Genomic DNA, 22,947 nt, shown 5'->3' on the forward strand with positions numbered 1-22,947 from the left:
CAGGCGTTACGACTGTTTTGGACCGAGAATGTCGTTTGAAACATACGCTCGACTGGATACGCTAGGACAAACCCTGATATATTCAGGGTCTTCGCAGAAATCCCCTCAAGCAAGCGAAAACTTCTTGATCCAAATCAAATAGTTACGCATCGCTGTCAACCATGCGGGTGCCCGCCGCGTGTAATTGTGACGAAATGTAAAGTTTGTTAAATTGAATGTGGGTCTCGCCGCGTGGGTTGCGGCACGGGACTTTTTCTCTCAGGGATTTGCCTCCATGCCGTTTCTCGTCGATCCTGCCGCACAGGCTGCGAGACGTCGCGTGTCGATTGACGACGCGTTGCACACGCGCGCCACGTCGCCGCAGACGGTCGCACGCAAGATCGACGCGGCACGCGAAGCCGAGCGCACGCGACTCGCGCAGGAGATGCACGACGGGCTCGGCGCTCACCTCACGGCATTGCAACTGGTCGTCGCACGTCTCGCGACGCGCGCGCCCGCAGACGCCGCCGAGTGGCAATCCTTCTGCACCCAGATTCAGAACGTAGCGAACGCTGCACAAGACGCGGCCGACGAACTCGTCGGACGCAACCGCCCACCCGTGCTCGATGCGGGCCTCGTCACTTCGCTGCGCGTATGGCTGCGCGGCTTTGGCGAGCAAAGCGGTCTCACGTGCATCTGGCGCTGCGACGACGTGACGCGCGAGCGCGTTGCGAACCTCACTCCCGACGCGGTGCTGGCGTTGTATCGCATCGCTCAGGAAGCGCTGACCAACGTTGCCCGTCATGCCCGCGCCACGCGCGTGGTCGTGGCGCTCGATGGCAGCCACCGTTCACTCAAACTCACGATTTCCGACGACGGTTGCGGGCTGGCCCGCGGCTCGCGTCGCAAGCAGGGACATTTCGGATTGGTTGGCATGCGCGAGCGCTGTACGGCGCTCGGCGGCACGCTACGTATCGGCAGTGTTCAAGGATCGGGGACGCTCGTCAGCGCACGGCTTCCCTGGCATCAGATCCTGCCTGCCTCGACCGGCCAGCACGGCCCGGAATCGCTTGCTCTTCACGGATACGCATCATGACGCTTAGAGTGCTCATCGTCGACGACCACGCCATCGTGCGCCAGGGCGTCCGGCAATTGCTCTCCGATAGCGGGAGTATCGCCGTCATTGGCGAAGCCGACTGCGGCGCAGAAGCGCTGGAGATGACCGACGCGGCCCAGTGGGACATCGTCCTGCTAGATATCTCGCTGCCGGACACCAACGGTCTCGAGATTCTCAAGACCCTGCGACGCAAACACCCGCGTCTGCCGATCATGATCTTCAGCATGTACGGCGAAGGTCAGTTCGCGCTACGCGCGCTCAAGGCGGGTGCCGCCGGTTACCTGAGCAAACGCTCGAATGCCCAACAACTGGTCTCGGCTGTGCGACAAGTCGCCGCGGGCCGCAAATACGTGAGTCCGATGGTCGCCGAAACGCTCGCCGACTATCTCGGACCGGACGCCGACCAGCCGCCGCACGAACGTCTGTCGGACCGTGAATACCAGACGCTGTGCATGATCGGCTCGGGCAAGCGCCTCACCGACATCGCCAACGCGCTGTCGCTCTCGGTCAAGACCGTGAGCGTGTACCGCACGCGTCTGCTAGAGAAGATGCGTCTGAATAACAACGCCGAGCTGACCTATTACGTGATGCAACACGGTCTGGTCAGCGCGGAGATGGGGCCGGTCTGCGCCTGATCACGGCGAGGGGCGCAACAGCGTCACCACATTTCCTGCCAGATTCCGCCGGGAATCCTAAGAACTAAGTACTCACTTCGTGGCCCGCAATCGCGGGCCACGCGCATTTCCGGGGACACATTCGACGGTCGATGCGCGGCCCTTAGAGGAATTTTCACGGCGACGCGAAAATTTTTTTCATCCACCGGGCGGGGTTTCCGCCGCTTGAGAATTACCGACCGCGCCATCGGGAATCGCCGACGGCGGTCAGCGCCTCGTCACCTCTCCGAGCCTTACAGGGCATGAATAGGCGGCACATTGCCCCTTTCCTTGACGGATCAATCGTGGAGGAATTTTGTAGACTGGCTTACTAGCGTTTTTCCGACATCGGCCTGGCAAGTCGATGGGGGCTGGCAAAGCATTTTGCAAATCCACCCTAAATTTTCCCAATGGCCGTCCGATATCCCCTACAACGGCGGCTTTCGGCGATTGGCTGGTGAGCCAAAGTTACGGCGCTTAAGCCGGAGCCAAAAAATTTTGGGAAAGGAGTGGCTAAATGTCATCTGTCATCAATACCAACATCTTCTCGACGATCGCCCAGCGTAACCTGAGCACGTCGCAATCCAGCCTGCAAACGTCGATCACGCGTCTGTCGTCGGGCCTGCGCATCAACAGCGCCGCTGACGATGCCGCCGGTCTGGCCATTACCGACCGTATGACGTCGCAGATCAACGGTCTGACGCAAGCTCAGCGCAATGCCAACGACGGCATCTCGCTGGTGCAGACCGCTGCTGGCGGCCTGTCGTCGATCTCGGACAACCTGCAACGTATCCGTACGCTGGCAGTGCAAGCAACGAACGCCACGAACTCGGCTTCGGACCGCGCCGCTATCGACCAGGAAGTTCAGCAACGTCTGTCGGAAATCACCCGCACGGCACAACAAACGCAGTTCAACGGTCTGTCGGTGCTCAACGGCACGATGGGCACGGCGAACTTCCAGGTTGGCGCTAACGCCGGCCAGTCGATCTCGGTCTCGCTGAGCCAGAACATGGGCGCCGGCTCGATCGGTGGCGTTGCTCTGGCAACGGCAACGACGGCTGCCAAGTTCGGTTCGATCACGCTCGACGCCGCCAACTCGATCTCGGTCGGTGGCACGGCAGTCGCAAACGGCACGTACAACACGGCAGCCGACCTGGCCGCCGCGATCAACACGGCCGCTGGCACGAACATCGCCGCCGCTAACGCGACGACGGGTGAAATCGACTTCACCAACACGACCGCTGCTGCGATCAACATGACGACGACCGGCCTGACCGGCGTCACCGTCCCGGCCACCCTGGCTGCTACGACGGGTACGGGTTCGTCGACCGGCGTGAAGACGGCTCTGTCGCCGCTGACCCTGACGGGCACCGACCTGACGCTGCAAGCCGCTGGCTCGGCCACGGCTACGTCGATCACCGGCACGTTCAAGACCGTGGGCGAACTGGCTGACGCCATCAGCGCCAGCGGCAGCGGCGTGACGGCATTCGTCGACTCGACCGGCAAGCTGAACCTGGTTTCGAGCCAGAACTTCACGGTCGGTGGCACCGCCGCCAAGCTGACGCAAATCGGCGTGGCAGCAGGCAGCTCGGCAGTGAGCGGCAGCCTCTCGACGGCTAACGCACTGACGGTTGACTCGGCTACCAAGCTGGTCGCTCAGATCGACGCCGCCATCGGCACGGCTGACTCGTTCAACGCAACGCTGGGCGCAATTCAAAACCGCTTCCAGTCGGCTGTGAGCAACCTGTCGGCAACGACGCAAAACCTGACCTCGGCACGTTCGGGCGTTCAGGACACGGACTACGCAGCGGAAACGGCTAACATGACCCGCTCGCAGATCCTGCAACAAGCGGGTATCTCGATGCTGTCGCAAGCTAACCAGCTGCCGCAGCAAGTGCTCAAGCTCCTCCAGTAATACCGGAGTAGTGCTTGACACACCCGGTGGGCGCGAGTCCGCCGGGTCGACGGCGGCGTCACTGCGAAACGGTGCCGCCGCCGCGTGTTTTACGGGCCATCGCATTTTTGGGCGGTCCGGGTAGCAACGATCAATTCAACGGAGTGAGAGCACATCATGGCAACTTCTAACGGACCGGGCACAATTTCCTCCCCAGGGATCGGGTCAGGCCTGGACGTCAATGCACTCGTCAAGAGTCTGATGACGCCTGCCACGAACAAGCTCACTCTGCTGCAAAACCAGGAAGCGGCGTACAACACGAAGCTTTCCGCCATCGGCCAGCTGCAATCGGCGTTGTCTGCGTTCCAGACCTCACTCAACACGCTCTCCAGCGCTTCGCAGTTCCTGCAAGTCGCAGCGGCAGTCGGCGACAACACGATCCTGTCGGCCACCGCCGACTCGACGGCCAACGTCAGCCAGTGGTCCATCGCCGTCTCGCAGCTCGCTCAGGCGCAAAGTCTGACCACATCGGGCTTTTCGAGCCAGACGAGTACGATCGGCACGGGCACGTCGACCAAGGTGACGATCACCCTTGGCACGATCACGGGCGGCACGCTGACCGACGGTAAATATTCCGGCGCGAGCTTCGCCGCCAACGCCAGCTCCTCGCCGATCAACCTCACGATCGACAGCACCAACAACTCGCTGACCGGCATTCGCGACGCGATCAACGCGCAGAACGGCGACGCCGTAGCGACGATCGTCAACGACGGCAGCGGCACGCCTTATCGTCTCGTGCTCACCTCGAAGACGACGGGCCAGAACATGAGCATGAAGGTCGATGTGGCCGCTGGCGGCGACCCTACGGTCACCAACCTGCTCGCCAACGATCCGACCGGCACGCAAAACCTGACGCAAACGAGCGCCGCGCAAAACGCTAACCTGACCATCAACGGTCTGGCGGTTACCAGCGCCACGAACACTGTGACCAAATCGGTCACCGGCGTCACGCTCAATCTGACGAAGGTCGGCTCGACCACGGTGACGACCAGCCGCAACTCTGCGGCCGTCACGCAAGCCGTGCAGTCGTTCGCCTCGGCTTACAACACGCTGCAATCGACGATCGGCAAACTCACCGCGTTCGACTCGGCCGGTAACGGCGCGAACAACGGTCCGCTGATCGGCGACTCGACGGTTCAGCTCGTGCAGAACCGTCTGACCCAGATTCTGAACGGCAAGCTGCCGGGCGTCGGCTCGACGGGCCTCGCATCGCTCGCGCAGGTTGGCGTGGGCTTTAACAAGGACGGCACGCTGTCCGTCGACACCACCGCCTTGAACAAGGCGATGAACTCGACGAACGGCTTCAACGCGCTCGCCTCGCTGTTCGCGACCAACGGTCAGACGACCGACAGTCTGGTGAGCTTCACCAGCTCGACGAACGCGACGCAGCCGGGCCAGTACGGCATCAACATTTCGCAGGCCGCCACGCAAGGCACCACCACCGGCGCGATCACGCTGGGTGCGACGACCACGATTGCCGCTGGCAGCAACGAACTTCAGATCTCGCTCGATGGCAACATCGCCAGCGTGCTGATCCCGCCGGGCACTTATACGCAGGACAAGCTGGCCTCGGCCATTCAGTCCGCGATCAACGGCAACAGCAAGTTCACCACTGCCCAGTCGGGCGTGTCGGTGGCGTCGAACAACGGCATTCTGACGATCACGTCGAACCGTTACGGCTCGGCGTCGAAAGTGATCGTCACAGGTGGCTCGGCCTACAACCAACTGTTCAACGGCAACAACACCACGACCGGGCTGGACGTCGTCGGCACCATCGGCGGTTTCACCGCAGTCGGTAGCGGTCAGACCCTTACCGGCGCCGCAGGCACCCCGATCGACGGCCTCAAGGTCACGGTGTCGGGCACGGCCACGGGCAATCGCGGCAACATCGGCTTCTCACAGGGCTTCGCATCGCTGCTGAACACGCAGGTCGGCGACTTCCTGAGCGCCAAGGGCGCGGTGACAAGCGCGACGAACAACCTGAACACGTCGATCAAGCAGATCAAGCAGCAGGAAACCGACTGGCAAGACCAGATGACGCAGATGCAGAACCGTTATCTGGCGCAGTTCACGGCGCTCGACGCGACGATGGCTAAGCTCCAGAACACCAGCGACTACCTCAAGCAGGTGCTCGGCGGTTCTTCTTCCTCGTCTTCGAAGTAAGCGGGGCAAAGAGTCATGTACGGTCAGAACGCCGCCAATGCGTATCGCAAAGTCGGGCTCGAAACCGGCGTCGTCGCCGCGAGCCCGCACCAGCTCATCGTGATGCTGTTCGACGGTGCCAAGGCTGCGCTCACCAAAGCCCGCATTCACTTCGAAGCTGGCCATATCGTCGAGCGCGGGCAAGCCATCTCGAAAGCCATCGAGATCATCGGCGGTCTGCGCGATGGTTTGAATATGGAAGTCGGCGGGGAACTGTCGCGCAATTTGCGTGATCTCTACGACTACATGGGGCGACGTCTTCTCGAAGCTAACCTCGAGAACAACGTAGCCAAGATTCAAGAAGTCGACACCCTGCTCGAGACAATTGCATCGGCCTGGCGAGCGATCGCCCCGGCTGCCGGCACGGGTGCCCCCGCCGCGCAGGCGGGCACCGGAGTGCGCTATGAATGAAGCCACGACTTTGCTGAACTGCTACGAAAGTATTGCCGGTCTCACGGAGCGCATGCTCGGTGTGGCGCGCGATGGCGACTGGGATGCCCTCATCGATCTCGAGACGCAGTATCGCGCACAGGTCGACTCGATCAAGCAACTCGACGCCGATCTGCCGTTGTCCGACGACGAGCGTACGCGCAAGCACGCCATCATCCGCCGCATTCTGGCCGACGATGCTGCCATTCGCGATCTCGCGGTGCCCCATCTGGCGCACCTGGACGCCATGATCAACAGCACGCGCCGTCAACGTGCCCTGCACGAAGTCTACGGCCTGAACCTGGGCGCCTGACGCGCGCCGCGCGTCACATCGCCCGCATTTCGGAGTAAGGCATGGCCGGTCTCGACTCGGTTCTGGCCACGACACTCGCACGGCGGCTCGACACATTACTCGGCGTGGGGGTGTCTTCGACGACCGCGCCCAACGCCGTCGCCGGTTCACAGCCGACGGGCGACGCCACTTCCGCACTCGGCGATCTCGCCACCAAGACCTCACCCACAGCCGTCGCGCTGGGCAATGCAACGTCGCAAACGGCCGCGCGTGTCCCCACGCCGGTTCAGCAGGCGACGCTGTCCGCCGCTGCGCGCACCATCGATACCATTCTGCGTCTTGCCCCCGACTCGCCCGGCCCCGTACAGGCGAGCGCGCCGGTGTGGCCTGCGGCACCCGGCACAGGCGCTCCGGCGCTGGCACCGCTCGTTGCTGCCGCGCTGAAGGAAGCGTTGTCGGCGAGTGGCCTCTTCTATGAATCGCATCTGTCGCAATGGGCCTCGGGCAGCCGCTCGTTCGAGCAGTTGCAGGCCGAGCCGCAGTTGCGCTGGCCAGCGTCCGCCAATCTTGCCGCGCAGTTGCGTGCGGCCGGTGCGGATGCCACGTTGCCCGGGCCCGGGCCGCTGACGCGCCTGCTCGGCCCGGCAGGCGGCGAGGCTGCGCTGGCCACTGGCTGGCCGACGTTGAGTCCGTCCGCCCTGGCACCGTCCCTGCCGTCGGCCACGCCGAATCCCACACCCGGCCAGCACGGCACGCCCCCCGCTCAGGGCGATACCAGCGACGGTGGACTGCGCGCCAGTGCGAATCTTCCGAACACGGCGACTGCGCTTGCGCACGCCGCAAGCGTGGCGCATACGACAAGCAGCGTGCTGCCGACGGGACATGACGGCGGCGATGCCTCGCTGGCGGCAAGTGGCACGTCGGCGAACGCACAACAGCACGGTGCGGCGGGTGCGATTGCGGCCGTCGCGAATACGCCAGCGGAGAGCGTGACGCTGGTCCGTCAGCAACTCGACATGCTGGTCAATCCGCAGTTTCAGTGGAACGGTATGGCATGGCCCGGCGCGCCGATGGAGTGGCGCGTCGAAGAGCGTCCCGGACAGCAAGCGCCGGGCGAGGCCGCTGCGCCGTCGACGTGGCATACGCATTTGCGTCTGACGCTGCCGTCACTGGGCACCATCGACGTCACGCTGGGCTTATCGGGTCAGCAGTTGCAGGCACGCCTGCTCACCGACTCGACGGCGTCGACAGATGTACTGTCGAACGAAGGCGAAGACCTGCGCCACCGGCTGGCGGCCGTCGGCCTGATCGCGAGTCAGTTGTCGTTCGGCGCGTTGGACGAAGCCGGTGAGGTCGCGGCGCAGGGGGATACCACGGTGCCCAGCGTGTCACCCGCCGATGTTGAAGTCGCAGCGTTGCCCGTATCCGTGACAGATACCCCGCCGCAAACCGGAGGTGAGGCATGACGTTGCCACCGGAACGCCGCACTGCGGTCGCCCTCGCCTACGGCGCAAAGGATTCCGCCCCGCGTGTCGTCGCGAAGGGTTACGGCCTGCTGGCCGAGACCATCGTGCGCACGGCACGCGAGCATGGCCTGTACGTGCACGAGTCGCCGGAGCTGGTGAGTCTGCTGATGCAGGTCGACCTCGATCAGCGTATTCCCGCACAGCTGTATCAGGCAGTCGCCGAGCTGCTGGCATGGCTCTACAAGCTGGAAGCCGGACGCGGCGGCAAACCGCCCCCGCTCCCCCCGGGCATCCTGCCCCCGGAAGTCCCGGCCGACGCATCCGCCGAAAACCCGCCACGACTCCCCGCCTCACCCCCGTCCGCCTGACACCGCAAGCGCTAGGTCGCGCCATACACGCTTGATGCGTGTGTGGCGTGAAGCTTCCGAATTGCACTCCATGCGAGTGCGTGCTACTCGCTTGATTTTCCGAGGTATTTGACGTTGCTGACGCGTCGGGATTCGACACGCCCGTCTCGTCGTTTGCACAGGTCAATAGCATGAGTCTTCGGACGTTCACGCGGAACGCCCGTCTCTCCAGACAGCTTTCTTGACCGAAGACTATGCAACTCATCTCTTTTCCCGACGCTCGTCGGTCCGGCGCAATGCCTTGCGCCTCACATTTCATGTCCCCGCCTATGCCGACGCTTTCGCACGACGCATTTCTCGATTGGATTGCCGCAGAGAAATCCGGCGTGTTCGCGATATCAGAGGCGGAATTCTGGCGAATCGAAGTCATCGTCGACGATGAGATTCGACTGCTGGCGGATACGACATCGACTGCCGCAAGAGCCTTTGCGACGTTGAGCGACGTCTCCGATTTCCTGCTCGCCCTGGGCATCAACGAATTCTCCGTGGTCCCGAATCCTTCGGCGTTACGCGCCGCGGACTATGACAACTGGGTCTTGCAGGCGATTCAGGAAGCCGTTCGCGAAGCGGATGCCCCCGATACGAAGTGGGTTGCTAACGACGAGGTTGAGGAAGCGACCAAAACCTGATCGAGGGCAATCACGAGCGATCCCGATCGTCTGGAGTGCCATGGCGCTACAGCCAAACACAACGCTTTGCTTACCTCTTTTTAGAACCCCATCGCAATGGACGGCATCTTAAGCCCCTTTAATCCCGGCGCTGGCGCAGCCCCACCCGCCCTGACCGGTCGCGATGACATCCGCGAGGAGGTTCGAATTTGTATCGAACGCCTTCGTATCGGGCGGCATGCCAATGGTCAATTGCTAGTCGGACTTCGCGGCGTTGGCAAGACCGTTTTGCTTGAACGATTGCTATACGAGGCCGAGCAACGTGACTCGATTACGCTTCGGCTCGAAGCGCCGGAATTCAAATCGTTGCCCGCTTCACTCGCTCCGGCGCTACGCGTCGCTTTGCTTCGCATGAACAGAATGCGGAGCGCAGAAGACGCCGTCACCCGAGGGCTGCGAGCACTCGCGGGCTTCGTGACGGGACTGAAAGTATCGTTCGGCGATATTGAAGTCGGAATGGATTACCCTCCGGAGCCCGGACTGGCCGACTGTGGCGATCTGGAGTTGGATCTTTGCGCATTGATGGTTGAAGCGGGGCGTGCAGCCCGCGCCGCGCAAACGGTGCTTGCAATCTTCATCGACGAGTTTCAAGGGATGCCGCAGCGCGAGTTGTCTTCGCTGTTGTACGCCCTTCATCGATGCACCCAGCTTCAGTTGCCGGTCATTCTTATCGGCGCAGGGCTTCCACCAATGATCAAGCACATTGGCGACGCCAAGCCCTACGCCGAGCGGATGTTCGATGTCCATCGCCTTGGACCGCTTACGCTGGAAGCCGCTCGAGATGCGATCACCGAGCCTGCCGCTCAGGCGGGTGTCGCGATTCAGCCAGCCGCACTTGACGCCATCGTCGAGCAGTCGGGGGCTTACCCATACTTCCTGCAACAGTGGGGAAAGCTCACGTGGCGAGCGGCAAGCGTGAGCCCGATTACACCCGATCATGTCGATAACGTCTCGGATGCCGCCATCGCCGCGCTAGACGACGGCTTCTATGGATTTCGTTTTGAACGCCTGACTCAGCCGGAGAGAAGCTACTTGCGTGCGATGGCAGAACTCGGTGAGGGGCCTCACGACTCACGCCGCGTCGCTAAGGCGATGGGGCTACCTTCAGCGCTTCTCGAACCCGTTCGCAACGATCTCGTCACCAAGGGCATGCTATACACCGCCCCACTTGGGGACGCCGCGTTCACCGTACCTCGCTTCCACGAGTTTCTGATGCGAATCATGCCAAACACGGTCGAGGCCGAGCCGGTATGAAATCGGCTTTCGGGCCCTAACGTGAAACAAAAAAGCCCCGTCAAAGACGGGGCTCCTTCAGCAGTCATTCAGCCAGCCATCAAACCTGCATATTCATCACAGTTGTGTAGGCCGAAACGAGCTTGTTGCGCACTTGCAGGCTCATCTGGAAGCCGATGTTGGCTTTTTGCATGTCGACCATCACGTCGTTCAGCGCTACGCCCGGGTCGCCCATTTCGAAAGCCTTGGCCTGCGCTTCGGCACCGTTCTGCGATGCCGACACGCGCTTGAGCGATGCCTCAAGCTCGGACGCGAAACCGCCCGACTTCGACGCAGAACCCACGCCAGCACTGGACGTGCCCATGATCGAGCCCGCCGCCTGCGACGCTACGCCGCCCAGCTTCTGCAGTACCGATTCGATCCCCGGAATGGCCATTTTGCTTGTCCTTGCTTATGTCGATGCGTCGATACAACAACCCCGGTACCCCGCGAAACATCCGCAGCCCACACCGGATTGCCTTTTATCAGTCACGTCGGAGCTTACCACCCCTTGGCAAGCCCTCAATAGCTTAATTAACGGGAAAAGACCCGCCTAATCCTCAGAACGATTCCACATTCACCAACGAATAATCAGGACCATCGGCATCGTGCGCACCTGTACCAGGTTTCTTTCCAATCCTTAGCCACTTGAGGATGTGCGCCCCGATGCCACGCGTACCCGGAGAATTCTGTCGCATGTTAGTGAGCACTTCCACCGCGATGACCGTCATCACAATGCCCCTGGCGTGGAGCCGCGCATGAACGCCGCCACCCAGACGGCTGACGTCGCCGCCAAGCCGCCCCTGCTCGCGCAGCTACGCTCGCGTGAGCGCCTGCCGTTGCTCATCGGCGGCGCGGCCATCGTCGCATTGCTGATCGCCGTCTTCCTGTGGAGCCGTGCCCCCGATTACAAGGTGCTGTACAGCAACCTGAGCGATCGTGACGGCGGTGCCATCATCACGTCGCTCCAGCAGATGAACGTGCCGTACAAGTTCGCCGAGGGCGGCGGGGCCATTCTGGTGCCGTCCGAACAGGTGCACGACGTCCGTCTGCGTCTGGCCTCCCAAGGCTTGCCCAAGGGCGGTCTGGTCGGCTTCGAACTAATGGACAACCAAAAGTTCGGTATCAGCCAGTTCGCCGAACAGGTCAATTACCAGCGCGCCCTCGAAGGCGAACTCGCGCGCTCGGTCGAATCGCTCTCCGCCGTCTCTGCAGCTCGCGTACACCTCGCAATCCCGAAGCCGTCGGTGTTCGTGCGCGAACAGCAAAAGCCGAGCGCCTCGGTGCTGGTCACGCTCTATCCGGGCCGCGTACTCGATGACGCGCAAGTGAGCGCCATCGTGCACATGGTGGCGTCGAGCGTGCCGGAACTGCCCGTCAAGAACGTGACGGTGCTCGACCAGAACGGCAATCTGCTCTCCGCCCAAAGCGGTAACGCGCTGGGTCTGGACGCCAGCCAGCTCAAGTACGTCCGCGAACTCGAACAGTCCTACGCACGCCGCATCGAAGCGATCCTGAACCCCATCGTCGGGCCGGGCAACGTGCATGCGCAAGTCACGGCAGACGTCGACTTCAATCAGGTCGAGCAGACGTCGGAGAACTACAAGCCGAACTCGGGCGAACAAGCCGTTCGCAGCCAGCAAAGCAGCGAAGCCTCGCAGATTGGCGCGAACGCCGCCGGTGGTGTGCCGGGCGCGCTGTCGAACCAGCCGCCGGGTCAGGCCACTGCGCCGATCACGCAGCAGCAGCAACAACAGCAGTTCGCCCAGCAAGGCGCCAACCCGGCAAGCGCCGCCAGCGCTCCGCAAGGCCCGCGCAGCGACCGCAAGGACGCCACGACCAATTACGAAGTCGACCGCACGATTCGTCACGTGCAGCAGGCGACCGGCGGCCTCAAGCGTCTGTCGGCGGCGATTGTCGTGAACTACCGTCCGGGCACGGATGCCAAGGGCAAGCCCGCGATGGTGGCGCTCACGCAAGCGCAGCTCGACCAGATCCAGAATCTGTCGAAGGAAGCCATCGGCTTCTCCGGCCAGCGCGGCGACACGATCAACATCGTCAACAGCGCGTTCACGGTCGAAGAAGATCCGGAAGCGAACCTGCCGTGGTGGCGTCAGCGTCAGAACATCGAACTGGCCAAGCAAGTCGGCAAGTGGGTGCTGATCGGTCTGATCGGTCTCTATCTGTGGTTCGGCGTGATTCGCCCGGCCATCCGCAAGCACCTGACCCCGCCGCCGCCGGCCGAACCGACGATGGCAGGCGCAGGCGGTGCGGGCGGCGCAGCAGGCGCCGACGGCGGTGAAGGCGAAGGCGCAGACGGCGAAGGCGGCAAGCGCGGTGAACTCAGCGCTTACGAACGTAACTTGCAGTACGCGCGTCAGGTGGCGCGACAGGATCCGAAGATCGTGGCAACGGTAGTCAAAGCATGGGTGGGTGGTGGCGATGAGCGCGGCTGAGGGACTCCAACGCAGCGCCATCCTCCTGATGTCGCTGGGCGAAGATGAAGCGGCGGAGGTCTTCAAGTACCTCGCGCCGCGTGAAGTGCAGAAGCTCGGCGCAGCGATGGCTCAGCTTCGACAGGTCACGCGCGATCAGATCGCCGACGTGCTGCAGGACTTCGTGCTCGAAGCGGAACAGCACTCGGCGCTGTCGCTCGATTCGTCCGAATACATTCGCTCGGTGCTCAACAAGGCGCTGGGTAACGACAAGGCCGCGGGCCTGATCGAACGCATTCTGCAGGGCGGCGACACGAGCGGCATCGAGGGTCTGAAGTGGATGGACTCCACGGCCGTGGCCGAACTGATCCGCCACGAACACCCGCAGATCATTGCGACGATTCTGGTGCACCTCGACCGCGATCAGGCGTCGGAAGTCCTCGCGCTCTTCACGGAACGTCTGCGTAACGACGTGGTGTTGCGTATCGCCACGCTCGACGGCATTCAGCCCGCCGCGCTGCGCGAACTGAACGACGTGCTGACCAAACTGCTCTCGGGCAGCGAAAACATCAAGCGCAGCCCGATGGGCGGCGTGCGTACCGCTGCGGAAATCCTCAACTATCTGGGCGGCGTGCACGAAGAATCGGTCATCGAGGCCGTGCGCAACTACGACTCGGACCTCGCGGCGAAGATCGTCGAAGAGATGTTCGTGTTCGAAAACCTGCTCGACGTGGAAGACCGCAGCATTCAGGTGCTGCTCAAGGAAATCGAGTCCGAGTCGCTCATCATCGCGCTCAAGGGCGCGCCGGCGGAGCTGCGCGAGAAGTTCTTCAAGAACATGTCGGCCCGCGCGGCCGAACTGTTGCGCGAAGACCTGGAATCGCGCGGACCGGTCCGTGTCTCGGAAGTCGAAGCTGAACAGAAGAAGGTGCTGCAAGTCGTGCGGCGCCTGGCCGATCAGGGCGCCATCATGATCGGCGGCCGCGGCGACGACGCGTACGTGTAACGAAACGGGGCCCGCGCGCATGTCGACCATCATCCCGAAGGAACGCCTTTCTGCCTGGCAGCGCTGGGAGATGGCGTCGTTCGACCCGCCGCCGCCCCCGGCCCCGCCGCCGCCGCAACCGCCCAGCCCGCTGGACGATCCAGCGCTCGTCGAGCAGATCGCCGCGTGGCGCGAAGAAGCGCGCGCCGCCGGACACGCCGAAGGCTATGCCGCCGGTCACGCGCAAGGTTATGCCGCAGGTCAGGCAGACGGAAAGCACGAAGTCGACACGCGCGCCGCACAACTCGCAGATATCGCGCATGGCTTCGGCAACGCCGTGAACGCCATTGACCGCGAAGTCGCCGAACCGTTGCTTGGACTGGCGCTCGACATCGCGCGTCAGGCATTGCACCAGACGCTGACGATTCGTCCGGAAACGCTGCTGCCGATCGTGCGCGACCTGCTGGCCAACGATCCGCTGACGGGCTCGCCGCGTCTGCTGCTCAATCCGGAAGACGTCGAACTCGTCGAGTCGCACGTCGGCGCAGAACTCCGCGCCGCCGGCTGGACCGTGCGCCCCGACCCCACCATCGAACGCGGTGGCTGCAAGGCCGAAGCCGCGAGCGGCGAAGTCGACGCCACCATCGCGACCCGCTGGCAGCGCGTCATGGCCGCACTGGGCAAGGATCTGCCGTGGTGAACGCCGAACTCACCCCACTCTCCGCGCATGCGCCGGTGCTGCCCAGCACCGAGAATCTGCGTGACGAGGCGACGCCGTCCACGCCCGCCCCGGCGAACGATGGCACCACGCCGACCGTGCGTTTGTGGGATGAGATCGACACGCATACGGTGCAAGCCGGTGCGTTGCAGCCCGACGATCACGATCACGACGCTGACGACCACGCCGAATCTGCCGCGCAAGCCAGCGACGACGCTTCTATCGACGCAATTTCCGCGACCGACGTCGACACGTCGGCCGCCGCAACACAGCAACCGCACAACGCGCTGAACGCCCGCGAACTCGCGCGCGACGCACACCTGCGCCGCTGGCAGAACACGTTGCGTGAGCGCATCGCGCACGTACACGCCGTCGAGCCGACGCGCCGCTGCGGTCGCCTCACGCGCGCCGCCGGTCTGGTGCTCGAAGCCGTCGGTCTGCGGTTGCCGGTCGGTGCGGGCTGCCTGATCGAGTTGCCCGTGCACGACGCCTCGCGCGAACCCGCCACGGCCGAAGCCGAAGTCGTCGGGTTTGGTGGCGACCGCCTGTTCCTCATGCCGCAAACGGAAGTCGCCGGGCTGCTGCCCGGTGCGCGCGTGTTCCCGATGGAACCCGCCGCCGACGGCCCACTCCCTTCGCAACGTCACAACGGCAAGCGCCTGCCGGTGGGCGAAGCCCTGCTCGGCCGTGTGGTCGACGCCGCAGGTCGCCCGCTGGACGACTTCGGCCCGCTCGGCATGACCGACAGCGCCTCGCTCGCGTCGGTGCCGATCAATCCGCTGGGCCGTGCGCCCATCGAGTCGGTGCTGGATGTCGGCGTACGTGCCATCAACTCGCTGCTCACCGTGGGACGCGGCCAGCGCATGGGTCTCTTCGCAGGTTCAGGCGTGGGCAAGAGCGTGCTGCTCGGCATGATGGCCCGCTTCACGCAGGCCGAAGTGATCGTCGTCGGCCTGATCGGCGAGCGCGGACGCGAAGTGAAGGACTTTATCGAGAACATTCTCGGACCGGACGGTCTGGCGCGCTCGGTCGTCGTAGCCGCACCCGCCGACGTCTCGCCGCTGCTGCGCCTGCAAGGCGCGGCCTATGCCACGACGCTGGCCGAGTACTTCCGCGATCAGGGCAAAGACGTGCTGCTGATCATGGATTCGCTGACCCGTTACGCGATGGCGCAACGCGAGATCGCACTGGCCATCGGCGAGCCGCCTGCGACGAAGGGCTACCCGCCTTCGGTGTTCGCCAAGCTGCCCGCGCTGGTCGAACGTGCCGGTAACGGTCCGGACGGCGGCGGCTCCATCACCGCGTTCTACACCGTGCTGACCGAAGGCGACGATCAGCAGGACCCCATCGCCGACTCGGCCCGCGCCATTCTCGACGGGCACATCGTGCTCTCGCGTCAGCTCGCGGAATCGGGTCACTACCCCGCCATCGACATCGAACAGTCGATCAGCCGGGCGATGGCCGCACTCATCGACGATGCGCAGTTCGATACGGTGCGTCGCTTCAAGCAGATGCTTTCGCGCTACCAGCGCAACCGCGACCTCATCAACGTGGGCGCGTACGCGCCGGGCAGCGACCCGATGCTCGATCAGGCGATCGAGCTGTATCCCCGTCTCGAAGGCTTCCTGCAACAGGGAATGCGCGAGCGGGCCAGTTATCCGGACGCCGTGCAGCAGTTGCGCGGACTGTTCCACTAATTGGAGGCGGCCATGAATTCCACCCTGCCCCTCAAGTTGCTGATCGAACTCGCCCAGAAGGACGTGGACGAAGCTGCGCGCCTGCTTGGCGAGCGTCAGACGCAACGCGCCGAAGTCGAGCGTCAGCTCGAAGCGCTGCGTCAGTATCGTCACGAGTACCGCACGCGCATGCAGACGGCAACGATTCAGGGCATGGCGGGATGCGACTGGCGCAACTTCCAGCAATTCATCGATACGCTCGACACCGCCATCGGGCAGCAGGCCATGCTGCTCCAGCAAGCGGAAGAGCGTCTCACCGTCGCGCGCCGGGAATGGCAGGCACAGCAACGCCGCCTGAACTCCTTCGGCACGCTCGCCTCGCGCGAAGAAGCCCGCACCGCTGTGCGCGTGGCGCGTCGCGAGCAGAAAGAAAACGACGAGTACGCCGCGCGCAGCCTGCGCCGTCGTGCCGAATCACCGATTTGAAGGAATTGAGGGGCCCACTATGTCGATTCTGAGCTTCCTGACCGATGCCGCCGGCGCTGCCCGGCAAGCGGTGAACCGCGCCGGTTCGTCGAACAGCGACGATGCCAGCGTGTTGCCGTTCTCCACGGTACTCTCGCAGCAAACGCGTCAGACCGTCCAGCCCTCGGCCAGCAGCGCGAATAACAACGCCGCGCAGGCAGGTCAGACCAAGCAGACGAATGCGTCCAGCGACTCGTCGAACAGCACCAAGTCGACCGACAACGCGTCGTCCGGGCAAACCGGCCAGACGGCGCAGTCGGGACAGACCGGCCAAACCGGTCAAGCGAACGCTTCGAACAAACCTTCGAAATCCTCGAATGCCGATGATGGCAAGGACGAGGAAGACGACACGCAAACGGCTGCCGCTCCGGGCGATCCGGCCGCGGCACTGGCCGTCGCCCTCGCTGCGATGAACAACGCACCGCTGCAAACGGCCGCACCTGCCCCGGCAACGCCGACGGGCGACGCAGTCGCCACGGCGACCGACGGCAAGCCGGGCACCGGCGCTGCCATCACGGCCGCCGTCGCTGGCGCGATTCAAGCGGCAGGGGCCGCCCAACTGACAGGCCAGCCCCCGGCAGGCACCGATGCCGACGCCAAGCCAGTGAGCACGGCCGCCACCACCACAGCGCCGGTCAAGGGCACCGTCACGCCCGCCGCATCGACGACCAGCCCGACGGGCGGCATCTCGCTCGACACGCTGGCGAAGAACGCCACCACCGCACACGCCGCAACGACCGCCCAACCGGCGGCAACGGACGCAAAGGCCGCAACGTCGGTCGCCGGTACCGATGCGCAGGCACAACAACGGGTGGCCGACGCGCTGGCACAGGCTCAGGGCAATCGCGACGCCGCCTCGCAAGCCGCCACCGCCGCGACGCAAGCCGCCGTGCAGGCGGCCCAAAGCGCCACTCCGGCCGTCGACGCCCAGCCGCAGCTCCAAGCGCAGGCCAACCTGCCTGCCGCCCTTGCGCTGAACGCACGCGTTGGCACGCAGGACTGGAACAACCAGCTCTCGCAGCAAGTCGTGTGGCTCTCGAGTGCTCATGCACAAACGGCCCAACTGAGCCTGAACCCGCCCGATCTCGGTCCGCTGCACGTGGTGCTCAACGTAGCGAACGACTCGGCGCAGGCCATGTTCGTCTCGCAACACGCCGCCGTGCGCGACGCCGTTCAGGCTGCGCTCCCGCAGTTGCGCGACAGCCTTGCCAACAATGGCATCGCGCTCGGCAATGCGACGGTGAGCAGCGACAGCTCGCAGCAACAGGCCTTCGCGCAGCAGGGTGCGAACGGCAATGGTGGCGGCAACGGTAGCGGCAATGGCAACGGACGCGGCACGCCGGGCTTCGGCCAGACGGCGGACGACGCCCCGATCGCCACGACCGTGAACGCCCCGGTGCGTGCCAGCAACGGCTTTGTGGACACCTTCGCGTAAGTTTTCCTGAGACTGGCGCCGGTCACACGATAGGTGCATGACCGGCGCGAAAGTCGGCGCAAAACGCCATGCCACGCGGGCTGCCAGCCGTCGCCATAGGTGCGACAGGGTGACGCGGCGCCGCAGTGTGGCGGCAAAGTACCCTAAAGCAAGCGGGTTTTTCTGCCGTTAAGACAAAGACGCGAGTTAGACGCGATTGTCCCTTCTTTTCGGCCGATCACCCCCAGGCGGGTTGGCCGACAATCACTACCCAATAGCAGGCGAATACATGGCAAATCCCGCACCGACGCAAGCCGCGGCTCCCTCCGGAGGGGGCATGCGCAAATGGATTCTGTTGATCGTGGCGGTAGCGCTCATGGCAGCGGCCGGCGCGGCAACGGCCGTGTATTTGCTGACAGGACGCAGCGAAGCGGCCAAAGCACCGCCGCCCCCGCCGCCGCCCGTGTTTGTCGGCATGGATCCGTTCACGGTGAACCTCTCGGGCGAAGACGGCGAGCGTTACCTGCACATCGGCCTCTCGCTCAAGGTGGCAGATGCCGAAACGCAGGCCCGCATCACGCAACATATGCCCGAAGTACGTAGCCGAGTGTTGTTGTTGCTGTCGTCGAAGCAGCCGCAGGATCTCGCAACGATTGACGGCAAACGCCGTCTGGCGAGCGAAATCCGTGCGTTGGTCGCACAGCCGTTCGCAGCCAACATGCCGCAGCAAGCCGTGGGCGACGTCCTGTTCACCGCGTTTGTAATTCAGTGAGTGATTCATGGCGCATGAGGAGTTCCTGTCGCAGGAAGAAGTCGATGCCCTTCTGAAGGGTGTCACCGGCGAACAGGATGAACGGTCGGAGTCGGAAGATCATTCCGGCATTCGGCCATACAACATCGCGACGCAAGAGCGCATCGTGCGCGGGCGCATGCCCACGCTCGAAATCATCAACGACCGCTTCTCGCGACTGTTCCGCATTGCGCTGTTCAACTTCATGCGCCGCAGCGCCGAAATTTCGGTCAGCCCGGTGCGCGTGCAGAAGTACAGCGAGTTCATTCGCAACCTGCCTGTCCCGACCAACCTCAACCTGGTCCACATCAAGCCGCTGCGCGGCACGGCGCTGTTCGTGTTCGATCCGAACCTCGTGTTCCTCGTGGTGGACAACCTGTTCGGCGGCGACGGCCGGTTCCATACGCGCGTCGAAGGGCGCGACTTCACACAGACCGAGCAACGCATCATCGCCCGTCTGCTCGATCTCGTCTTCGAGAACTACGGCGCGTCGTGGAAGCCGGTGTACCCGGTCGAGTTCGAATACGTGCGCGCCGAAATGCACACGCAGTTCGCCAACGTCGCCACGCCTAACGAAGTCGTCGTCACGACCACGTTCGACATCGAGTTCGGCTCGGTGGGCGGCGAATTCCACATCTGCATGCCGTACTCGATGATCGAGCCGATGCGCGACCAGCTCTCGAGCCCGCTGCAAGGCGAGACGCTCGAAGTCGACAAGCGCTGGGTGCGTCTGCTCTCGCAGCAGGTGCAGGCCGCCGATGTGGAAATCGTAACGAACCTCGCCCAATTCGACATGACGCTCTCGCAGTTGCTCAACATGCGCGTGGGCGACGTGATCCCGCTCGACGTGCCTGAGGTGCTCGAAGCCAAGGTCGACGGCGTGCCCGTGATGCACTGCAATTACGGCGTCTTCAATGGTCAATACGCGCTGCGCGTGAACCAGATGATCAACCATTCGCACAGCGATTACAGCAAGGACAACGAGTGATGAGCGATACCCCTCAAACGCCCGGTGAAGACGCCCAGGCCATGGCGGACGAGTGGGCCAGTGCCATGGCCGAGCAGACCGCTTCGGAGCCGGCACCTGCCGCGGCCGCTGCACCGCAACCTGCGGCAGCCCCCGTGTTCCAGCCGCTCGCCGCGACCGCCGGCAATCCGGCCGGTGCCGCGCACAACGACATCGATCTGATCCTCGACATCCCGGTCCAGATGACCGTGGAGCTGGGCCGCACCAAAATCGCCATCAAGAACCTGCTGCAACTCGCACAGGGTTCCGTGGTGGAACTCGACGGCATGGCCGGCGAGCCGATGGACGTGCTGGTCAACGGTTGCCTAATCGCCCAGGGCGAAGTGGTGGTCGTGAACGACAAGTTCGGCATCCGCCTGACTGATATCATCACGCCATCCGAACGCATCCGTAAGCTCAACCGATGATTGCTTTGAAAGTCCGCGGCACGCCCGTGGGGCGCGCTGCGGCAAGCGCCGCCAGTGCCATGCAACGGCTTGCACGCCCGCGCTCCCTTCTGACCGGTCCGGCCGCAACGGCTGCCATGACAGCCACCGCTGGCATGGCTCTCCTCCCCATCTCGATGGCTCACGCACAAGGCACCGCTTCGCAAGCAGCGGCCGTGCCGAGCCTCGGCGGTGCGGGCATCGTACAAACGGGTTTCGGCCTCGTGCTCGTGCTGGCGCTGCTCTTCGGGCTGGCGTGGCTCGCAAAGCGCTTCGGACTGCAACGCCCGCTTGGCGGCGGCAACGTGCGCATCGTGGGTAGTGCGGCCGTCGGACAACGCGAACGCGTGGTCGTCGTGGAAGTGGCTGGCGACTGGGTCGTGCTCGGCGTGGCACCGGGTCAGGTCCGCAGCCTTCATGTGATCGACGCCGATCGCGTTGCCGACCATGTCGCCGAATCACCGGCCCCTGCCGTCACCCATCCGGGTGCGCAAGCCAACCGCGCCGCGCAAGCTTTTGCGCAAAAGCTGCGCGAAACGATGAAAAAGGACACCTGATGTCACGCGGCGTGTTGCTGGCCGGACAAGCACCGGGCCCGGCGCGTATTTCCCGTCCGATGGCCGGTCTGAAGCCGGGTCTCGCACTCGCCTTGCTCGCGTGCCTGCTTTGCCTGATCGGGCTGACCCTGCCCGTCTCCGCTTTCGCGCAGGCCACCCTGCCCGCCTTCACCACGACACCGGCACCGGGCGGCGGACAGACGTACTCTCTGTCCGTGCAGACGATGCTGCTGCTCACGTCGCTGGGCTTTCTGCCCGCGATGTTGCTGATGATGACGGCCTTCACGCGCATCATCATCGTGCTCTCGCTACTGCGTCATGCCATCGGTGTGACGACCTCGCCGCCGAACCAGATCCTGATCGGCCTCGCGCTGTTCCTGACCTTCTTCGTCATGTCGCCCGTGTTCGATCAGGTCTACACGAACGCCTACCAGCCGTTCGCAGCGAACAAGATCAGCTTCGAGCAGGCCATCGACACCGGTGCGAAGCCGTTTCACTCGTTCATGCTCAAGCAGACGCGTGAAGCGGACCTCGCCCTGTTCGCCAAACTCGCCAAGACGCCGCCGATGAACGGTCCGGAAGATGTGCCGATGCGCATTCTCGTGCCCGCCTTCGCCACCAGCGAACTGAAGACGGCCTTCCAGATCGGCTTCACGATCTTCATCCCGTTCCTGATCATCGACCTCGTGGTGGCCAGCGTGCTGATGGCCATGGGGATGATGATGGTCTCGCCGTCCACCGTCTCACTGCCGTTCAAGCTGATGCTGTTCGTGGTGGTCGACGGCTGGCAACTGCTGCTGGGCTCGCTGGCCCAGAGCTTCACGACGTAGCGGGGAGGCCACCGAGATGACTCCGGAAACCGTGATGGCGCTGGCCCATCAGGCCATGCAGGTCTGTCTGCTGCTCGCCGCACCGCTGCTGATCGTCGCCCTCGTCTCCGGTCTGCTCGTGAGCCTTTTTCAGGCGGCCACGCAGATCAACGAAATGACGCTGTCGTTCATCCCCAAGCTGCTCGCCGTGTTCATCACGCTCGTGGTCGCAGGTCCGTGGATGCTCAACCTGATGGTCGACTACATGCGCCAGTTGCTCACCGGCATTCCCGGCCTCGTCGGGTAAGCCGGGGCATCGGGCATCGGCCAGCCTTGATCAGCTTCACTTACGACCAGCTCTCGGGCGTCATTGCGACGTTCCTGTTCCCGTTCGTCCGCCTGCTCTCGCTGTCCATGACGGCGCCGATCTTCGGCGACTCGCGCGTGCCCGGCACCGTGAAGATCGGCCTGGCGGGTATCGTCGCGCTCACGCTCGCACCGGTCATTGGTCCTGCGCCGTCGGTCTCGCCGTTCTCGTGGGAAGGTCTCTGGATTCTCGCGCAGCAAATGATGATCGGTGCTGCGCTCGGCTGGTGCATGCAGCTCGTGTTTTCCGCTGTCAGCATGGCGGGCGACTTCGTCGGCCTGCAAATGGGCCTGTCGTTTGCCACGCTGCTCAATCCCAATGCGGACGGCAGTACCGCTGTGCTCGGCATGCTGCTCAACGTCGTGATCATGCTGGTCTTTCTCGCGACGAACGGGCATCTGGTGATGTACGCCACGCTGGTGCAAAGCTTCACGGTGCTACCGATCTCCGGCACGCCGATCTCGGTCATGGGCTGGCATTACCTCGCCATGCTCGGCGGGCAGTTGTTCACGCTGGCACTGATGTTGTCGCTGCCGCTCGTCGCCGCGCTGCTGATCTGTAACCTTGCGCTCGGTATTCTGAACCGTGCCGCGCCGCAACTGAACATCTTCGCCGTGGGCTTTCCGCTCACGCTCGGTGTCGGTCTGGTGGTGCTCGAACTGATGATGCCGCGTCTCGCGCCGGTGATGGACCACTTCGTGTCCATCGGCATCGACATGATGATGCGCGCCACGGCCGCGTTCGTGCCGAAGGCATAGCGCCTCGGCTGCGTCGACACTC

The 22,947-nt window shown here is 63.8% G+C and carries 24 protein-coding genes; 23 read left to right on the top strand and 1 reads right to left on the bottom strand.

Annotated features, from left to right (window positions below; all coding sequences use genetic code 11):
* Positions 1 to 274: 274 nt before the first annotated feature.
* The 10 genes from NTU39_RS26165 (at position 275) to NTU39_RS26210 (ending at position 10,421) form a co-directional block, all read left to right on the top strand.
* Positions 275 to 1,075, top strand: a complete 801-nt coding sequence (locus NTU39_RS26165; RefSeq protein ID WP_257958891.1) for a sensor histidine kinase — start codon at positions 275 to 277, stop codon at positions 1,073 to 1,075.
* Entirely contained in the window at positions 1,072 to 1,731 is a 660-nt protein-coding gene (locus NTU39_RS26170) for a response regulator (protein WP_010807699.1), read from the top strand. Before NTU39_RS26165 ends, NTU39_RS26170 begins: the two co-directional genes overlap by 4 nt.
* Before the next feature lie 535 nt (positions 1,732 to 2,266).
* Positions 2,267 to 3,664, top strand: a complete 1,398-nt coding sequence (locus NTU39_RS26175) for a flagellin N-terminal helical domain-containing protein (protein ID WP_150663650.1) — start codon at positions 2,267 to 2,269, stop codon at positions 3,662 to 3,664.
* A gap of 156 nt (positions 3,665 to 3,820) precedes the next feature.
* Positions 3,821 to 5,866: a flagellar filament capping protein FliD gene (gene fliD / locus NTU39_RS26180; RefSeq protein WP_150663651.1), complete on the top strand. Its 2,046-nt coding sequence runs from the start codon at positions 3,821 to 3,823 to the stop codon at positions 5,864 to 5,866.
* Positions 5,867 to 5,881: 15 nt separating this feature from the next.
* A complete protein-coding gene (fliS, locus tag NTU39_RS26185) occupies positions 5,882 to 6,316 on the top strand; it encodes a flagellar export chaperone FliS (protein WP_150663652.1) in 435 nt (144 codons plus the stop codon).
* Entirely contained in the window at positions 6,309 to 6,647 is a 339-nt protein-coding gene (locus NTU39_RS26190) for a flagellar protein FliT (protein WP_150578041.1), read from the top strand. The genes fliS and NTU39_RS26190 overlap by 8 nt, the downstream gene beginning before the upstream one ends.
* Before the next feature lie 41 nt (positions 6,648 to 6,688).
* The gene (fliK, locus tag NTU39_RS26195; protein ID WP_257958892.1) at positions 6,689 to 8,092 is read left to right on the top strand and encodes a flagellar hook-length control protein FliK; all 1,404 of its coding nucleotides are present in this window, start codon (positions 6,689 to 6,691) and stop codon (positions 8,090 to 8,092) included.
* Complete coding sequence (locus tag NTU39_RS26200) at positions 8,089 to 8,460, top strand: EscU/YscU/HrcU family type III secretion system export apparatus switch protein (RefSeq protein ID WP_150663654.1); 372 nt, start codon at positions 8,089 to 8,091, stop codon at positions 8,458 to 8,460. The genes fliK and NTU39_RS26200 overlap by 4 nt, the downstream gene beginning before the upstream one ends.
* 233 nt (positions 8,461 to 8,693) lie before the next feature.
* On the top strand, positions 8,694 to 9,128 hold the full coding sequence (locus tag NTU39_RS26205) for a hypothetical protein (protein WP_257958893.1): 435 nt from the start codon (positions 8,694 to 8,696) through the stop codon (positions 9,126 to 9,128).
* A gap of 96 nt (positions 9,129 to 9,224) precedes the next feature.
* The gene (locus tag NTU39_RS26210) at positions 9,225 to 10,421 is read left to right on the top strand and encodes an ATP-binding protein (protein ID WP_257958894.1); all 1,197 of its coding nucleotides are present in this window, start codon (positions 9,225 to 9,227) and stop codon (positions 10,419 to 10,421) included.
* Positions 10,422 to 10,500: 79 nt separating this feature from the next.
* Here NTU39_RS26210 and fliE read toward each other — a convergent pair whose 3' ends face one another.
* Complete coding sequence (fliE, locus tag NTU39_RS26215) at positions 10,501 to 10,836, bottom strand: flagellar hook-basal body complex protein FliE (protein ID WP_150663657.1); 336 nt, start codon at positions 10,834 to 10,836, stop codon at positions 10,501 to 10,503.
* A gap of 361 nt (positions 10,837 to 11,197) precedes the next feature.
* Between fliE and fliF the strand changes: the two genes are divergently transcribed.
* From fliF to fliR, 13 genes are all read left to right on the top strand, one after another.
* On the top strand, positions 11,198 to 12,895 hold the full coding sequence (gene fliF / locus NTU39_RS26220) for a flagellar basal-body MS-ring/collar protein FliF (protein WP_150663658.1): 1,698 nt from the start codon (positions 11,198 to 11,200) through the stop codon (positions 12,893 to 12,895).
* Positions 12,882 to 13,880 (top strand): flagellar motor switch protein FliG, encoded by a 999-nt coding sequence (gene fliG, locus NTU39_RS26225; RefSeq protein ID WP_150663659.1) that lies wholly within the window; start codon positions 12,882 to 12,884, stop codon positions 13,878 to 13,880. Before fliF ends, fliG begins: the two co-directional genes overlap by 14 nt.
* 19 nt (positions 13,881 to 13,899) lie before the next feature.
* Positions 13,900 to 14,559, top strand: coding sequence for a flagellar assembly protein FliH (gene fliH, locus NTU39_RS26230; RefSeq protein WP_150663660.1), 660 nt, complete (start codon positions 13,900 to 13,902; stop codon positions 14,557 to 14,559).
* Between the two features lie 338 nt (positions 14,560 to 14,897).
* Complete coding sequence (fliI, locus tag NTU39_RS26235) at positions 14,898 to 16,274, top strand: flagellar protein export ATPase FliI (RefSeq protein WP_267919856.1); 1,377 nt, start codon at positions 14,898 to 14,900, stop codon at positions 16,272 to 16,274.
* A gap of 12 nt (positions 16,275 to 16,286) precedes the next feature.
* Entirely contained in the window at positions 16,287 to 16,739 is a 453-nt protein-coding gene (gene fliJ / locus NTU39_RS26240) for a flagellar export protein FliJ (RefSeq protein WP_039401735.1), read from the top strand.
* Positions 16,740 to 16,758: 19 nt separating this feature from the next.
* A complete protein-coding gene (locus NTU39_RS26245) occupies positions 16,759 to 18,213 on the top strand; it encodes a flagellar hook-length control protein FliK (protein WP_257958896.1) in 1,455 nt (484 codons plus the stop codon).
* Positions 18,214 to 18,529: 316 nt separating this feature from the next.
* Complete coding sequence (gene fliL, locus NTU39_RS26250) at positions 18,530 to 18,964, top strand: flagellar basal body-associated protein FliL (RefSeq protein ID WP_231965115.1); 435 nt, start codon at positions 18,530 to 18,532, stop codon at positions 18,962 to 18,964.
* 7 nt (positions 18,965 to 18,971) lie between these two features.
* Positions 18,972 to 19,970, top strand: coding sequence for a flagellar motor switch protein FliM (gene fliM, locus NTU39_RS26255; RefSeq protein ID WP_039394002.1), 999 nt, complete (start codon positions 18,972 to 18,974; stop codon positions 19,968 to 19,970).
* Positions 19,970 to 20,416 carry a flagellar motor switch protein FliN gene (gene fliN, locus NTU39_RS26260; RefSeq protein ID WP_150663663.1) on the top strand — a complete coding sequence of 149 codons (447 nt, stop codon included), beginning with the start codon at positions 19,970 to 19,972 and terminating at the stop codon, positions 20,414 to 20,416. The genes fliM and fliN overlap by 1 nt, the downstream gene beginning before the upstream one ends.
* A gap of 116 nt (positions 20,417 to 20,532) precedes the next feature.
* The gene (gene fliO, locus NTU39_RS26265) at positions 20,533 to 20,991 is read left to right on the top strand and encodes a flagellar biosynthetic protein FliO (protein WP_174984471.1); all 459 of its coding nucleotides are present in this window, start codon (positions 20,533 to 20,535) and stop codon (positions 20,989 to 20,991) included.
* Positions 20,992 to 21,050: 59 nt separating this feature from the next.
* Positions 21,051 to 21,821 carry a flagellar type III secretion system pore protein FliP gene (fliP, locus tag NTU39_RS26270; protein WP_150664171.1) on the top strand — a complete coding sequence of 257 codons (771 nt, stop codon included), beginning with the start codon at positions 21,051 to 21,053 and terminating at the stop codon, positions 21,819 to 21,821.
* 16 nt (positions 21,822 to 21,837) lie between these two features.
* Positions 21,838 to 22,107, top strand: a complete 270-nt coding sequence (fliQ, locus tag NTU39_RS26275; protein ID WP_039394013.1) for a flagellar biosynthesis protein FliQ — start codon at positions 21,838 to 21,840, stop codon at positions 22,105 to 22,107.
* 26 nt (positions 22,108 to 22,133) lie between these two features.
* On the top strand, positions 22,134 to 22,925 hold the full coding sequence (gene fliR / locus NTU39_RS26280; RefSeq protein ID WP_150663665.1) for a flagellar biosynthetic protein FliR: 792 nt from the start codon (positions 22,134 to 22,136) through the stop codon (positions 22,923 to 22,925).
* The last annotated feature ends 22 nt before the right edge of the window (positions 22,926 to 22,947 follow it).

The organism is Pandoraea commovens (genome assembly GCF_024704525.1).
GTDB lineage: Bacteria > Pseudomonadota > Gammaproteobacteria > Burkholderiales > Burkholderiaceae > Pandoraea > Pandoraea commovens.

Coding starts and splice junctions, on each gene's coding strand:
- NTU39_RS26165 (WP_257958891.1), top strand. CDS start 275: ATGCCGTTTCTCGTCGATCCTGCCGCACAGGCTGCGAGACGTCGCGTG.
- NTU39_RS26170 (WP_010807699.1), top strand. CDS start 1,072: ATGACGCTTAGAGTGCTCATCGTCGACGACCACGCCATCGTGCGCCAG.
- NTU39_RS26175 (WP_150663650.1), top strand. CDS start 2,267: ATGTCATCTGTCATCAATACCAACATCTTCTCGACGATCGCCCAGCGT.
- fliD (WP_150663651.1), top strand. CDS start 3,821: ATGGCAACTTCTAACGGACCGGGCACAATTTCCTCCCCAGGGATCGGG.
- fliS (WP_150663652.1), top strand. CDS start 5,882: ATGTACGGTCAGAACGCCGCCAATGCGTATCGCAAAGTCGGGCTCGAA.
- NTU39_RS26190 (WP_150578041.1), top strand. CDS start 6,309: ATGAATGAAGCCACGACTTTGCTGAACTGCTACGAAAGTATTGCCGGT.
- fliK (WP_257958892.1), top strand. CDS start 6,689: ATGGCCGGTCTCGACTCGGTTCTGGCCACGACACTCGCACGGCGGCTC.
- NTU39_RS26200 (WP_150663654.1), top strand. CDS start 8,089: ATGACGTTGCCACCGGAACGCCGCACTGCGGTCGCCCTCGCCTACGGC.
- NTU39_RS26205 (WP_257958893.1), top strand. CDS start 8,694: ATGCAACTCATCTCTTTTCCCGACGCTCGTCGGTCCGGCGCAATGCCT.
- NTU39_RS26210 (WP_257958894.1), top strand. CDS start 9,225: ATGGACGGCATCTTAAGCCCCTTTAATCCCGGCGCTGGCGCAGCCCCA.
- fliE (WP_150663657.1), bottom strand. CDS start 10,836: ATGGCCATTCCGGGGATCGAATCGGTACTGCAGAAGCTGGGCGGCGTA.
- fliF (WP_150663658.1), top strand. CDS start 11,198: ATGAACGCCGCCACCCAGACGGCTGACGTCGCCGCCAAGCCGCCCCTG.
- fliG (WP_150663659.1), top strand. CDS start 12,882: ATGAGCGCGGCTGAGGGACTCCAACGCAGCGCCATCCTCCTGATGTCG.
- fliH (WP_150663660.1), top strand. CDS start 13,900: ATGTCGACCATCATCCCGAAGGAACGCCTTTCTGCCTGGCAGCGCTGG.
- fliJ (WP_039401735.1), top strand. CDS start 16,287: ATGAATTCCACCCTGCCCCTCAAGTTGCTGATCGAACTCGCCCAGAAG.
- NTU39_RS26245 (WP_257958896.1), top strand. CDS start 16,759: ATGTCGATTCTGAGCTTCCTGACCGATGCCGCCGGCGCTGCCCGGCAA.
- fliL (WP_231965115.1), top strand. CDS start 18,530: ATGCGCAAATGGATTCTGTTGATCGTGGCGGTAGCGCTCATGGCAGCG.
- fliM (WP_039394002.1), top strand. CDS start 18,972: ATGGCGCATGAGGAGTTCCTGTCGCAGGAAGAAGTCGATGCCCTTCTG.
- fliN (WP_150663663.1), top strand. CDS start 19,970: ATGAGCGATACCCCTCAAACGCCCGGTGAAGACGCCCAGGCCATGGCG.
- fliO (WP_174984471.1), top strand. CDS start 20,533: ATGACAGCCACCGCTGGCATGGCTCTCCTCCCCATCTCGATGGCTCAC.
- fliP (WP_150664171.1), top strand. CDS start 21,051: ATGGCCGGTCTGAAGCCGGGTCTCGCACTCGCCTTGCTCGCGTGCCTG.
- fliQ (WP_039394013.1), top strand. CDS start 21,838: ATGACTCCGGAAACCGTGATGGCGCTGGCCCATCAGGCCATGCAGGTC.